General features: G+C 38.0%; 9 protein-coding genes. All 9 read right to left on the reverse strand.

Annotation, left to right across the window (positions count from 1 at the left end; all coding sequences use genetic code 11):
- Position 1: 1 nt before the first annotated feature.
- On the reverse strand, positions 2-4,174 hold the full coding sequence (locus IPJ53_00530; GenBank protein ID MBK7797574.1) for a Helicase associated domain protein: 4,173 nt from the start codon (positions 4,172-4,174) through the stop codon (positions 2-4).
- Positions 4,175-4,558: 384 nt separating this feature from the next.
- Positions 4,559-4,909: a hypothetical protein gene (locus IPJ53_00535; protein ID MBK7797575.1), complete on the reverse strand. Its 351-nt coding sequence runs from the start codon at positions 4,907-4,909 to the stop codon at positions 4,559-4,561.
- A gap of 183 nt (positions 4,910-5,092) precedes the next feature.
- On the reverse strand, positions 5,093-6,529 hold the full coding sequence (locus IPJ53_00540) for a T9SS type A sorting domain-containing protein (protein ID MBK7797576.1): 1,437 nt from the start codon (positions 6,527-6,529) through the stop codon (positions 5,093-5,095).
- Positions 6,530-6,727: 198 nt separating this feature from the next.
- Positions 6,728-7,825: a site-specific integrase gene (locus tag IPJ53_00545; protein MBK7797577.1), complete on the reverse strand. Its 1,098-nt coding sequence runs from the start codon at positions 7,823-7,825 to the stop codon at positions 6,728-6,730.
- Between the two features lie 195 nt (positions 7,826-8,020).
- Positions 8,021-8,512, reverse strand: a complete 492-nt coding sequence (locus IPJ53_00550) for a UpxY family transcription antiterminator (protein ID MBK7797578.1) — start codon at positions 8,510-8,512, stop codon at positions 8,021-8,023.
- A 309-nt stretch (positions 8,513-8,821) separates the two neighbouring features.
- Entirely contained in the window at positions 8,822-10,240 is a 1,419-nt protein-coding gene (locus tag IPJ53_00555; protein MBK7797579.1) for a redoxin domain-containing protein, read from the reverse strand.
- A gap of 25 nt (positions 10,241-10,265) precedes the next feature.
- Positions 10,266-12,479, reverse strand: coding sequence for a hypothetical protein (locus IPJ53_00560; GenBank protein ID MBK7797580.1), 2,214 nt, complete (start codon positions 12,477-12,479; stop codon positions 10,266-10,268).
- Positions 12,476-12,973 (reverse strand): T9SS type A sorting domain-containing protein, encoded by a 498-nt coding sequence (locus IPJ53_00565; GenBank protein ID MBK7797581.1) that lies wholly within the window; start codon positions 12,971-12,973, stop codon positions 12,476-12,478. The genes IPJ53_00560 and IPJ53_00565 overlap by 4 nt, the downstream gene beginning before the upstream one ends.
- A gap of 637 nt (positions 12,974-13,610) precedes the next feature.
- Positions 13,611-14,420 (reverse strand): methyltransferase domain-containing protein, encoded by an 810-nt coding sequence (locus IPJ53_00570; protein ID MBK7797582.1) that lies wholly within the window; start codon positions 14,418-14,420, stop codon positions 13,611-13,613.
- Positions 14,421-14,495: the final 75 nt, after the last annotated feature.

Raw genomic sequence — 14,495 nt, forward strand, 5'->3', positions numbered from 1 at the left:
ATTATACAGTAATATTATTTGTTTTTTTGACATCCCACACAAAACCAATTTCATTTAGTTTGTCAAATCTGAATTGCGATAATTTATTACGCTTATAATTTACTCTTTGGTCATTTACCCAGCGTCCTATTTCCTTATTGTGTTGTGGAACTATTGTTGTGCCGTTTAACTCTTTAAATTTTAATAGTATGTTATACTTCTTCAACCACTTGATGTCGTCTTGTTTACTCCCTTCATTGATTATGTCTTCACTCCATTTGAACCCCAATTCATTTAATAATTCAATTTTAAAATCGTCTAATTTATTTTGCTTTTTCTCCATTCTCTGCCCAAGAACCCAAGTGCCAAGAGACTTGTAATTTCCTGTTTTTGCAGAAGGGTTACAATTGTTATTAGCGATACTATATTTTTTTAATTCTTCATAACGCTTCATCCATGCTAAATCAAATCTTTCATAACGATTTGTTTCAAAATTGAAATCAATAGCTTTTAATTTATCAAGTCTTGCAGGAAGTAGTTTATTCCTCTTATATGCAGTTCGCTGACTAGCAGCAAATTTGTATAACGGGTGATTTCTTTTAATCTCATTATTTCCTTGTTCTTTGAACAATTTTTCTAAATCTTCATATTGCGAATTCCAATTATTTTCAAGTTGAATTTCTTTGCTTATACTGAAAGGGAATGCAATATCCTGTAATAGCTTGAGTTGTTCATCATTTAAAATATCTTCTCTAAACGACTTTCGTTGTATCTGCATCCATCTGTATAAATCCTTCTCTTTACTCGGAACATCCAAATGACTATGAATATTTTTGAATAGCAAAAGTTGATTGTAATTTAACTTCCAATCTAGTGGCGTTATTTCGGACTTTACTCTACCAGATTTTCTTGTTCCCTTCCACTTTCCACCGCCTTTTTCAAATGGGAAATTGATTTTGTCTAGTAAATCTTTTCTATGGGGTTTTAATTTATTTCTACTATGAATAAATCTTTGATTTTGCATCCAACCATTTAAAATTGGATTTATTTCTGCCATACTTGCAAATGAGTTCCCATTTTCAATTAATTCTTTCAATAGATTATAATTTTGCTGCCAGTTTTTTTCTTGTGTTCCAATCTCTTTTTCATGTTCAACTTTTTTGTAAGTATTGAAAACATATCCTGTTTTAAGGATAGAATTTATTTGTAAATCGTCTAACTGGTTTTCTCTATATTTTAGCCTAACCCTATGAAGCCAATTGAATAAATCTTTGTCAATTGCTTTTTTAACAAAGAAATTGTCGTTAGTCTGATTATATTGAATTAGGCGATTTATCATTACATCCCAATCAAAAAATTCTCTCTTAGTGTTTTCTAATTTTATTCCAATCTCTGCTAATAATTTGAGTTTGGTTTCATTTAGTCTGTTTCTTGAATTACTATATTTTAATTCTTTTACAAACTGCTTTAATATTTCATATTGAGGATGGTCTTTGGAGATTTTTACTGAATTGTAAGTTTTAAAATATTCAGATAACAATTCATATTTCTTTTGCCAACTTAATGTTACTTTTTTGTCATTACTAAAGCTCCAATCGAAGTTTATACTATTTAGTTTTTGAACAAGTTCTCTATCAAGTTTCTGTTTTGAGTTTGCCTCACGTTGTCGTCTTTCCCAAGAATATAATGCTAGATTTATTGCTGAACTAACTTGTTTAGTATTATGTTTTTCATAATATTCTTTTAGTTCTTCAAATCTTTCTTCCCATGATTTACTTTCTTCAAAAGTAAATTGAAATCCAATTGCTAACAATTGCTCAACCCTTTCAGGATTTAGCAATCCTTTGCGATAATTAATTCTCAATCTATTTACTTTTCTTCCTAAGGTAGTTCCCATTGTTGGAACGTTTACATTATCATGTATAGCCTTGTATTCTAACAATAATTTGTAATCGCTTTCAAATAATGACTTGTCAGGGTCAAAGTCAAAATTTACTTTTTCAAGTTTTTTTATTTCGCTATCGGAGAGAAGTCCTTTATTGAAATTCACTCTTTGACTTACACACCATGTTCCTAATCCAAAACCGTTCTTTAGTTTGTATCGGGCTGGAATGTTGGAGTTTCCATTGGCTTTGAAATATTGTTCAACTTCCTTGTAGTGAATTTCCCAACTGTCTTTTAGCGTTTCAATGACTTGGTTGAACAAAGCATTTTTAAGTTTCTCTTGAATTTGTTCAAACTGAATTACTCGTTCAGTTTGGTCATCTGAGAAGGTAAATTCTATGGTTGCCTTTTGTTTTCTGTTTTCCTTTTCCCACGCCAATTCGTTTATTTCAGTAACAAGTCTTTCATCTTGGTCGCAAAGTGAACGGATTACTGTAATTAAGTTTTTGTAATCACTTTTTTCAATTGCATCTTCTACTGTTTCTCTGTCCTTGTGAAAAATGGGAACAACGATAAAACCCATTTCCTTATTTCTGTGCTTGGCTTTACGCAAGGCTCTTCCTGCGGATTGCACAATATCAATTTTTGAATTCTTCGGGTCGCTGTAATAAACAACATCTATTACAGGAACATCAACACCTTCGGTTAAACACTTTGCATTAGAAACAACAGCTTTGTCGGCTTGCTCAAACGCTTTCAAAATAATTTCCCTTTCGCTTGTCGTTTGAGTTCCGCTAATTGAAGTTGAAATTGCATTAGGAACTAATCTGTTGTGTCGTGCAGCAAAGGCAAAAGCGTTTTTGATACGAGAATGGAAAGTTAAAGCATGAAATGCTTTATACTTTTCCATTACAATATTCAATGCGTAATTGTGTGCATAGTCAGTTATACTTTCGGATTTGGTCAACTGAATATTTCGTTCAATGTATTTCTTTAAATCGCTGTCTGAAACACCAACAGCAATGATTTTATAGTTTACTAAAATCTTCTTCGTGATTGCCGTTCCAAAAGTCATACGATACGCTTCTTTACCGTAAACTTTAGGATTGCTCATGTCTTTTAAAAAAGTAATTCTCCCTGTATGTTTTGCTTTCAATTCAGGCGAAGCAATTCGTGGAGTTGCTGTCATGTAGAGGCGTTTTACGCCTCTTACTTTTTCTTTGTTGTGAACTAAAGTGAATTTATTAAGGTCTTCAAAACCTGCTGTTTTGTGGGCTTCGTCTGCAATAATCAAATCAAATTGAAAGTCTGGAACTACTTGTAATGCATCAACAACAACCTGTAAAGATTGATAGGTTGAAAAAACAACCTTGTTTTCTGGTCGTTGCAAAAAGGAAGCAACAAGATTTTTATCAGATGTTACATTCCCTGGTATTTCGTAAGTGTGTGTAATTGCAATATCGTTGTCAATGTCTGCATCAATATCTTTTTCGCTACAAACATTTAAGCGAATAAATTTTGTGTTGTATGCTTCGTTCCAATTGCTTTTGATTTGTCGCAACAATGCTAATGAAGGAACTAAAACCAAAGTGTTTGTAGCTTGTAGTTTCTCCTTAATCCAAAGAGAGGTTAATGTTTTGCCTGCTCCGCAGGGCAAAATCAATTGCCCTCTTTCGTTGTCTTTAAAGTGATTTACTACTGCTTCAATTGCGTCTTGTTGGTAGTCGTGCGGAGTTGGTTTTTTGATTTCTTTAATCGGTTCACCGATTAAAGCGTTTCTCATTTTCTCAAAGGTCGCTGCTGAAATATTTTGAAGATGTGAGTAACTGAAAAATTTGAAGTTGTCAGTTAAGTTTTGAGCAACTTGTGTGATGTCAGAAGAATTTGAAAAAACACAATGCAAGTCAGCGTTTCGGGCAAAGCCAAAGAAGTTGCCCAATTTGTCAGCATTCCAATTGAGTTTTACTGTTTCGTCATTCTTGAATTTGCACTGAATTGCAATTACTTTTTCGTCACGGTCAACAATTAGTAAATCTATACCGTGTTCAACAGTCGGTAAGTTTAGTTTTTGTTTTAGGTCGGTTGGTATTTCTTCATAGAGGTAAACGTCTTTGCAGTCGTATTCTGCTGCAAATTCACTGTCATGGAGAAAACAAAGTTTTGTAAAGTATTCAAATAATTTTCCTGCTCTTGTTGTCTTGGCGGTTGTGTCTGTGGCTGATGTGTTATATTCTGAAAGTTTCGGTTTCAGGTCAGTCCACGAATGAACACCTTGTAAAAGTCCAGCTAATATTTTTTCATTCTCTGTCATTAGAAACGAAAAGTTGTCAGGTTACGGAGTGCGGTTGGGCAAAAGCAAATGTGGTGCAACTGTGTGTCGGCTTGTGGGTGGCGTTGCACCTCTTTTGATTTTGCTGAAGCGTTGGCTTTTCTGTTCATTTTTTGCACTGTCGTTTGATGTTGCACTGTCGTCATAGCATTACTGGTAACGATTTGCGGCTACAAGAAGTTGGCGATTTCGGAGACGAAAACTGTCTGCCACCACTACACTTGATACGAAGCACAAAACTTCATGTAACCACTGAACCGCCAATTTCTTGTAGGTGCTGTTAGCACCAGTTTTTATTTCCATTTCGTACTTTTTTTGTCGTCAACATTGTTTTCTTTTCATTAGTCAGCTATTTAATTGTCTGTACTAAAATTTCTCTTTCTCAATAACAAACCAGTCGTCCAAAACTGCTCCACTAAAATCTGTATCTAGTGCATAATATCCAATTGGTCTTAAGTTGTCAAGCCCAATTTGGTTTGTGTTTTCGAAATAAAGTCCTATTCGGGTTTTAATAATTGAACCTCCGTGTCGTCTGTCAATTTGATATTCAAACCTGTCAAATATTGCTTTAATTTCATTTTGTTCAAAGCCTCCTAAAAAGTCTATGTCGCCTTCATTGTCTTTGAATATTTGTTCAAGATTGTTAAACGCAGTCTTTGTTAAGTCAAGAGTCCTACATCTTTCTGTCAATAATATTTCGAGTTGTTGGTCTGTCATAAAATTGGTGCTAACGGTTTAGCACTGACGAAGTCCGCTGGCATTGCAGCCAAAGGTAGAAATTTAAGCCAAACTTTTGTATTTTCATTTAATCAAAAAATTTTAAAAAGCGGATTTTGTTCAGTGCTGTGTTATAGGTCGTTTTTAGTTTCATAATACATTTAGTAATCGATGTGCCGACTTTTAAAGTACTATTAATTTTTGAACTAAAACCCTATTGAATTCTTTTACTATAAATGAATACATACCTTTAGAAATATTTGAAATATCCATTTCATATAAATTGTATCTTAATTCAACATTTAATTTTTTTATTAACCGCCCATCAGAACTAATTAATAATATGCTTTCAGTAATTAATGGGTTTTCAAGTTTAATATTCAATTTGTCAGACGCGGGATTTGGCCAAATTTGAAAGTTATTTTGAAAAATATTTTCTGTTCCTGTAGTTCTTGAAGAGAATACTAACATTTTGGCTTTTGAATTATCCGCCCAATCACAAAATGCTAAATAAAAATTACCATCATTACCCAACGTTAAGGATTGGTATTCTCCTAATTCATCATTTGTGTATTCGGCTGAATAAAGAACCATTGGAGTTGAAAAAGTTTTTCCTTTATTTTCAGAAAAGACATATTTGAGATTAAAAGTATTAAATTCTTTTTGGTTATAAATGACATGAACATTACCATCACTAGTGATATAACCTTGGGCATAAGCACCATCAGATAATTTGATCGAATTCCAATTTTCATCAATGAAACTGTGATAAGTAATTGGAGTATTTGTTTCATGCGGTTCGTGGGACAACACACCAGCAAAATTAAAGTTAGTATGTGATATGGGCTTAGTGATATTGTTTGATATAGTGGTAGAATTATTTGAGATTGAAATATTCGACCAATTATCTCCAAAATCATTACTTGTAAAATGATATATTTGGTTATGTACAACACTTCCGAAAGTAACAAATAATTTTTTATTTTTGCCCCAACTAATGTCAGGTCCTGTATTGAAATTAAAAAATTCTTGTGGTATAAGAAATGAATGGGGAGTGCTCCATGTTTCACCACCATTTACCGATTTCGTAAAATTTATTTTGACATCCCATGGCTGAATTACAAAATCAGCTAAATTATAAACTAAAAAAAGTTCTCCATTGCCTTTTGCAATTAATTGAGGGTAATCTGATGCCTTACCATCATGATACGGTTTACTAATAAATTTCCACGATAATCCATCATCTATTGATTTATAGAGTTCCAAATCTATTATCCAGTCATCCCACGAAATTACTCGCATTACGATTAGATAGAAGTTACCAACATCATCATGTGCTAATACTGGATCAGCAACTGTTGCTTCCAGATTTCTTGGTTCTATGGAATCAATAACCGACCAGGTCATACCATTATCGATACTTCTATGTATTAGTGTACGTTCTCGGTTATTAGGTTGTGTGCTGATACGCTCCATGGAAGCAACAATAAACGTATTTGTTGTTTTTGATTGAATACATTCAAGTTCTACAATTCCTTTCGTCCCCAAACTGCTAATAGTCTGACCTTGTAAATGAAGTTGGAATAAGAGAATGAAAAATAGAAGTTTTGACTTGTTCATATAATTTAACGTGTATGATTAATTCTGGAAACCTATAAATTGGTTATATATTTTAATGATTTTATACATAAGTAATTTAATATTTATTTCTTTAGGATTTGACGGTTCATATATTTGAATGACCTATAATGTACACCAAAAGTAAACAAAGTCTACTGTTTTTGTAAGCTATGTACACTTTTAGTATTGGATATCTTTTTACAAATCGTCAAATGGACTTCGGATGCCCTGTATTTTTTTCTGGCTGACGTGGGTATAGATCTCTGTGGTCCTGCTGCTTTTATGCCCAAGCAATTCCTGGATATAACGAAGATCTGTTCCACTTTCTAAAAGATGGGTCGCGTAACTGTGCCTGAGCCAGTGCAGACTTACCGCCTTTTGATTTCCAGTTTCCACAAGAGCATTCTTAAGTACCTTGGCAATACTGGTCTCACTGTATTTTCCTCCATTTTGTCCTTCAAAAAGGTAATGCTTCGGCTTGTATGTTTTTATATATTCTTCCATTTGGCCCTGCAATTTCTGACTGAGTGGTACCACCCGGTCTTTATTTCCTTTGGATTGTTGAATGAGCAACAACTGACGATCGATCATTATATCCGTTAATCTAAGTTCCAGTAACTCACTTCGCCTTAAGCCACATGCGTAAAGGAGACTCAGCATTACTCTGTGTTTAAGGTTTTTTAAACTGTCGAGAATCTGCCTGACTTCTTCTTTGCTGAGTACGTTAGGTAATTTAAAGGAACGTCTGGGACGATGTATTTCCTCCAGATCTATTAACTTGTTTTCTTCCACCCGAAAAAACAATTTTAATGCGTTGACTACTTGATTCTGATAGGAAGAAGAATAAGCCTTGTAAAGAATGTAATCGTTATTAAACCTTATGATGTCCTCCAGGACGATCTCATTGATAGGTTTGCCTTTCATGAATTTTAGAAAAACACCTATTGCGTCGAGATAAGTCTTCTGAGTATTTTTACTGTACCTTTTGCTCTTAAGCCATGCCGAAAATCTTTCCAAAGGAAGGTCATACGCATGTCGAAACCTCTGTTGCTCCTTAACTTGATTTAATTTTCTTCTAAGTTCACTTTCGTCCAGCTTGGCGTTTTCTCCAAAACTATTTCTGAGTTCCATGAGCAAGCCTTTTCGGGGAGGAACTTTCCATACACGATGATCTGGATCCCATCGTACACCTTGGATTTTCTTAACTGCTGCAATCAAAATTGGATCATACGGAACACGGATGGTGAGCAGCTCCACTCCCTCTTGCTCCGCTAAGTCTAATAAAATGGTTTCCATTTGGTAGGTGTTTTATAGTGTTCTTAAAAATATTCATTCGTAGTATTTTGGTCAATAAGATATTTGCAGTGCTTACTAATTCCTGTTTCGCCCTAAAATCCTTCAGTTAGATGCTAACTTTATTTTACGGCTTCGCCGTCCTCACTCACAGATCCGCAAGCAAGGCATGGAAGGTGATTCTTATATTGCGTTCGTTCAGTTCAACTGTAATTGATCAGTCGGTATTTCTACCAAAAAAAACATGGATAGATTTTCAAGTTTTAACTGAACGAATTTTTTACCAATGAGATCTACCAGTATTCCGGTATTCCCGGCCAATAAACCGGCTTTTATTTTGACCTGTTTTCCTTTTAACCCTCGGATGGCCTGCAAGGAATTCTGAATAATCATGGACCCTCCCTTGCGAAGCAAATCAAGCTCTTCTTCCCTTATAATGGCATCCTGGTTTTCATGACGTACATAATGCAATACACCTTTAGCCTGAAAGACAGCCTGCCGGTCCTTGTCTTCATTGCACACAAATAAATAAGAAGGAAATGCGGGTACCGTCAATTTCTTCATCCGATCCGACCATTGGCGCATGACTTGGACCTTGGGTAAATAATGCTCTATCCCCAGTCGGGCAAGTTGCTGCTCTACTTTAAATTCATATCTTCCTTGTATATACAGGACCTTCCAGCTTGGCATCCGTCTAGGGTTAGTTGCCGTGCTAAATTAGAAATAATTTGCTTCTATGAGAATTAATTTTCCGGGCCCTTACCGCAGGTCTGAGGTGCTGGATAAAAAAGTTGCATCGCATTTGGCAAGATTATTTTGCCCCAGGCCTGGGCCTCTTGAATAAACAACAATTTAGTTTTATGCCAGGTGGATTTTAAAAACGCTGATGTTCTGTAATTTCAAGAAGCAATACATCCTTCCGAAAACTGATTGTACAAAGCAAACTTTCGTCATCAGCATTTTCTAAAAGTATAAAAACGCCTGTGACTAAATCGCCAATTATTTATTCCCTTTTAACAGATACCAATCAATCCAGGAATCCAATTGGCTCACCGAATGGGGACGAAGTAAAATCTCCTGTTTATGATCAAGAAGGTAGATGGTTGGTGTTGCAAATACATGGTATTTTTTTACATTGGGACTTTCCCATTTTTTATAATCACAAATACTGATAAAGGGAAACACAGATGCGAAACTTTTAAACGCCTGCTTACTGTCGTCCAGGGATACAAAAACGACCTCCACGTTATGCGCTTTCCATGCAGGATATTTACGAATCATTTGAGATAACTCCACCGGACATTGGGGGCACCAACTTGCACCAAAAATGACAACGGTGTAATTGGAATTTACATCAGATAACTTTTCGGGAATCTTCCCTGCTTCGTAAGCGGGAGCCAGTACATCGCCCCGGAATTCTATCTCTGGTGCTGAATTTCCTTTTTTCATGGCACGATAGCTTTCCAGCCGGGCTGCCAAATCTTGGTTCAGGGTACATGATGAATCATTGAGTAGTCTCAAGGAGAGATGTTCTGATGCTGCAAACAGACTGCTTCTTTCCAACAGTTTAAATAGTTGGTTGCCTATTTCATTCAACTTTTTTTCATCTGATTTCAGGTTTTGGATCATACAGTCTATGGAAATCTTCATTTCAAGATAAACGGAATCTAACGAACGTCCACTGTTTTCGATGAGCCAAAAATGACTTTCCATTAAATCGTTCAGCATGCCACTTTTGGATAAGCGTTCATCCATGTAATCCATGGCCCTGAATGAAGAAATAGCGGTCGGTATTTCATTCGGTCGGAATTGTGCAATCACCGATGCTGACCCTATGAGTTTGCGAATCGGTAAATACCAGCACACGTAAGAATTTTTTGGCAAGCTTGCCAAAAACAAATTATCCTCTGCCTGGATGCGTCGCTTTTCCTTGAATATGAATTGTCTTGAATCTTCATAACTCCTAAAGAGCGTATCGAGACGGTAAATTTTCTCCAAATAATCCCATGCGCTCAGGGTTTGTTCCCGACGCGCATGCTCCGAGGTGTATTGCTTAAATAGATTATTTTCCTTGCCGGCAATGAGCTTTATGGTTTCCGGTAAGGCCAAATCAGTCCCCTTCAATTGAATTGGTTCTCCGCACAAAACCACAAAAAAGGGTTTTTCGTCAGCTGAGACCAGATAGCCCATGCCCTGATCATTTTTGCTGTAAGAAAGTTCGAACGAGCCTTTTTCATCGGTTACTGCACTGTCAATCACGTAGGTATCAAAACCCTCATAACCCTTGAGTTTGATTGGCTGATTGGGCTGTCCAGAAAAAACGCCCCGGATTGTTTGACCATCTGACTGATTGAAAGAAAATAACAGGAAAACCAGCACGAAGATTCTGAAGCAGAAATCTGAAAGACTAAATTTCATTAGATTTCAGTGAATTTCAAAAATTTTAATCCTTAATGCAGCGAACAGACCGCCCGATCACTCTATTGCCACTGTCTAATCTGGCACTTCCGCTACTAAAATATAAATAATAAGCTCCACCACCAGCACTAGGAGTTGCAGTGCTTGACCAATAACGTCCGTTGGATCCAACATCTTCAAGAGAGCCATCGGCTTGTCGATACCCCCCCATGGTCAATTTTAACCATGAGCGAAAAGCCCCTTCCGCATTGTTGCTATGCCAAGTCAACCGTTCTGCTTCCCATTCTGAATCGGTAGGCACCCTGTAACCACTAGGGCATGGATTGTTAATGTACTTATCATGCTGCCACAATGCGTCGTTTTGAGGATTGCGCCAGTCGTATGGTATGGCGCTTGAAGTTATAAATTTATCATGACCGGGCGTATTGCTGCTGCTTTTAGTACTGGTTGTGTTGGATGTCCTGAGCTGGTGTCCGTCACCATCGCGTCCCCACTGATAGAGATAGCCATAACCGCCAGCGTCCGTGCTGGAGGTGGCCACTCGTGAGGCACCAAGGTTGCGGTCCATCCAAACCCTGCCGGTGGTTGGATTCACCACGACATTCGAGCCCGATGCCTCAGGCCACCAAGTTGGTTTTCCGTCAATAAAAACAAGGGATTGGCCATTTATACCTGGCGCTAATTTGACCCATTGCAAGTCGTTCCAGAACAACATCTGTCCTTCCTCCGTGCCCGCAACTGCTTCAAGAGTACCTGCCAATCCGGTCATGACGAGGCGACCAGTAGCTGCGCCGATTTGCCCATCGTCTGATATTTTTCCATGAGTGTGATTTGCTGCGCGATCCCATTTTGGCTCACCGTCCTGGAATGAAAGGGTTTGGTCATTCAAACCTGGTGCTAACTTGACCCATTGTAAGCCGTTCCAGAACAGCATCTGTCCTTCTCCTGTACCAGCCACGGCCTCCAAAGTTCCTCCCAATCCGGTCATGATGATGCGACCAATAGCTGCACCAATTTGCCCATCGTCTGATATTTTTCCATGGGTGTGATTTCCAGCCGCCACCTGAGTGGCAGATTTGCCAATATCGAGGGTGATGGTGGGATCGCCTCTGGATCCATCACCATCTGCAATGCTCATACCGTTCCCAATCACTTTTATCTCCCGTGCAGCAATCGTTCCGACACCCGCTCTGGCGATGAGGCCGTTTTCATTCAGGTTGTGTAGGGCAAAAGCCTGTCCCGTCAACCCAATGGTGCCGGTGCTGTTGATTGGTCCTCCGGTGATGCCATTAATGGTTGAAATGTTGGTGACAGTACCACTGCCCGTTCCGGCGCCGATGGCTGAACGAAAATCAGCAGCATTCAACGCACTGACACTGTTATCGCCATTCAGTCGCAAAAAACTGACACCAGACGGGTTCATAAGTCTGAAAAGATTACCTCCCACTGTCGTAGATCCGTGCACGGAACCGCTGCTTGTAGTGCTGTGCATCAGGGCAGAGTTCCAGTCTGAAATATGACCATTTGTGATGCCGTAAGAGGGACTTGCAGACCAAAGAGGATCGTTTTCACTAAAGCTTTTCAGATAACCCGCATTTGCATGGTCGCCCCAGGAAAACGCATTGTTCCAATTTGAAAGATTTGCATTGCTGATACCAAATGAAGGACTTGCCTTCCATAACGGGTCGGTTTCACTAAAACTTTTCAGATAGCCGGAAGCTGCATGATCGCCCCAGGAAAATGCATTGTTCCAGTTTAAAATATTTGTATTGCTGATACCATATGAAGGACTGGCTTTCCACTGAGGGTCAGTTTCTCCGGTTTTTAATTCTTCGGCCGTCCTCGCATACAATGCATAAGGTACGCTCAACATCTGGCTTACACCCGTGATCGTGTAATTGGTACCTCCAGCCGGATCAGTTTCTGTTTTGATAAAATAAGGACCCTTAGACCAGTCTATGGCTGTGAAGTTTCCGAAGACAGGGATGCCGCTGCCAATTTCAACAGAAACCAACCCATTGGCATTCGTATGCGGATTTGGATTGAAAATCTCCTCATATACCGTTGTTCCGGATGCAGAGCCTTGTAAAATACTTATTTTCATACCAATCTCTGCATTGGCAACCAATTGATTGGTCGTGTTGCGAACCACCGCCTGATAGCTCAATTTTTCGGGTGATTGAGCAAACAAAACTGCAGTCCAAAACATCGCTGCACATGTTAAGATTAGCTTATTCATATTTTTTGGATTTTAATGATTTTGAATGAATGAATTTTTTGATTTTTTTGATCTACAACATTCAAAAAGTAAGTACCGGGTGGTAATTGGATCATGCTAATTTGCGTATGCCGGGCTACTATTGGTCCGTTGTGAATTTTTTCACCTTGCATGTCAAAAATTTGATAAAGCAACTTTTCATTTTGGTAATCGCCGATATGCAAGGTTAAATCATCCGCGGTCGGATTGGGAAATACTTTGAGTGAGATATTCAACGCCGTTTTTTGTGTGCCTACATTGAAAATCTCGTATGCGTGTTGGACACCCTGCGCAACGCTACCAGAACTTCCGGTAATGGTGGTGTAAGCAATTTGTCCCACACTGTATGCCACGGTGCCACCGCTCCCAGTGGCGTTACTACCAGAAACATTTAGTGACTCCTGAGCCTGGGCGAATCTTCCTAAAAAAATTCCTGCCACGAATAATGCTGTTATTAAAGATGTATTTTTTTTCATACTGTTTTATGTTTTTAATAGACCCTACCCCATCTCAAATCAAAATATTTAATACAAAATACCAACTACGCACACTCCACTTCTCCGTACTGCATTGATGCCTCCCCGAATTCCAATCTCTTTTGACATCATCAAATGCGTACCTCATGGTTTACCCATTTACTGTCGATATTACGTATTTTGTATTAGAATTTACATGACCATTATCATTATTGGTATTGACTTAATTAAATCCCACTTAAGGCATTCTTGGTTATTCCCCATGGGTGGCACAAGTTTCTAACTTATGCCCCATATCTGTGGTTTGTATAAACCCAATAATTAAGTACACAACTATTTCAGTATTATTTTGCTTCTTAAAGAATTGCATATTCAACCCGAATGTTATTCAAATAAGCAAGCGTTTGAAAAATTAGCTTTGTAGTCTAAATGTCAATAAAATAATAATACTGTTGCCAATATTGATATTCTATATTATTAGAAGTATTATTTGGGTTAATATCAATTGGAATAATAATTTAGTTCAATTATCACTTTTTTTTGGACCATTAAGTTGTATCCATCGGCATCACCCGTTGTATTTTTCTAAATTGGTTTGGACCAATTTAGAAATAAATGGGCATCAGATTATTTCTAATTATTTCTTCCTCGCCATCACCACAAAAACTTGTGGCACCTGGGCCTTTCCAGGTCCAAAATAATACCTGCGCTCACCCACTTCTTTCATGGCCGGAAAACAATTAAACGGGGAGAACGGATATTCCTCCAATTTACTGATCTCCATGCCCTGTTTCAGCAATGGATTCAACACTTCTGAAATGGAATGTGACCAAAAAAATGAAGGCATGGCAATCGATGCCGATCCATCTGCATAGGTATTCTCTTCAAGATCTTCAAAGGGATTTCCGGTATTAAAATAAGGATAAGACATGGACCCGGTATTAAAATCAAACATATACAAGGCCGGATGAAACTCTGCCAGGTACAACATTCCACCGGTTGACAAAGAATCTGCAACAATCCTCGCCCACTCCTCCAGATCTGGCAACCAGCACAACACCCCATAGCTGGTAAATACCACATCAAATTTTCCAAGATTCAAACTCAACGTATCATATACATTGGCCTCCCTGAAATCTATCGATACACCCGCTTTTTTGCTGAGCTCCCTGGCACTGGAAATGGCCTCTTTCGAAAAATCTATGCCGGTACAAATGGCTCCTCTTCGCGCCAACGAAATGGTGTCCAATCCAAAATGACACTGTAAATGCAAAAGTCTCTTCCCTTTGAGATCCGGCAACAGAGACTCTTCTATTTCTGTCAAAGAGGACTTACCACCAACAATGGCCTCTGTCTCATAAAATTCAGAACCGATGTGCACATGGGTCCTCTTTTCCCAAAGTTGTCGATTGGTTTCAAAATACTTTCCATTGGTCTGATAATCCATAATAATAAATTTTGACAGGGTCGATGCAAGATAATCAAACTGCTTAAAATCGGCTCTAAATGCCTATTCTTGGCA

The sequence above is a fragment of the Candidatus Vicinibacter affinis genome (assembly GCA_016714365.1).
GTDB lineage: Bacteria > Bacteroidota > Bacteroidia > Chitinophagales > Saprospiraceae > Vicinibacter > Vicinibacter affinis.

Bases quoted from the DNA above. Each gene is read 5' to 3' on its own strand.
- IPJ53_00565 (MBK7797581.1), bottom strand. From the start codon at position 12,973: ATGAAAAAAAATACATCTTTAATAACAGCATTATTCGTGGCAGGAATT.
- IPJ53_00535 (MBK7797575.1), bottom strand. From the start codon at position 4,909: ATGACAGACCAACAACTCGAAATATTATTGACAGAAAGATGTAGGACT.
- IPJ53_00560 (MBK7797580.1), bottom strand. From the start codon at position 12,479: ATGAATAAGCTAATCTTAACATGTGCAGCGATGTTTTGGACTGCAGTT.
- IPJ53_00555 (MBK7797579.1), bottom strand. From the start codon at position 10,240: ATGAAATTTAGTCTTTCAGATTTCTGCTTCAGAATCTTCGTGCTGGTT.
- IPJ53_00550 (MBK7797578.1), bottom strand. From the start codon at position 8,512: ATGCCAAGCTGGAAGGTCCTGTATATACAAGGAAGATATGAATTTAAA.
- IPJ53_00530 (MBK7797574.1), bottom strand. From the start codon at position 4,174: ATGACAGAGAATGAAAAAATATTAGCTGGACTTTTACAAGGTGTTCAT.
- IPJ53_00545 (MBK7797577.1), bottom strand. From the start codon at position 7,825: ATGGAAACCATTTTATTAGACTTAGCGGAGCAAGAGGGAGTGGAGCTG.
- IPJ53_00540 (MBK7797576.1), bottom strand. From the start codon at position 6,529: ATGAACAAGTCAAAACTTCTATTTTTCATTCTCTTATTCCAACTTCAT.
- IPJ53_00570 (MBK7797582.1), bottom strand. From the start codon at position 14,420: ATGGATTATCAGACCAATGGAAAGTATTTTGAAACCAATCGACAACTT.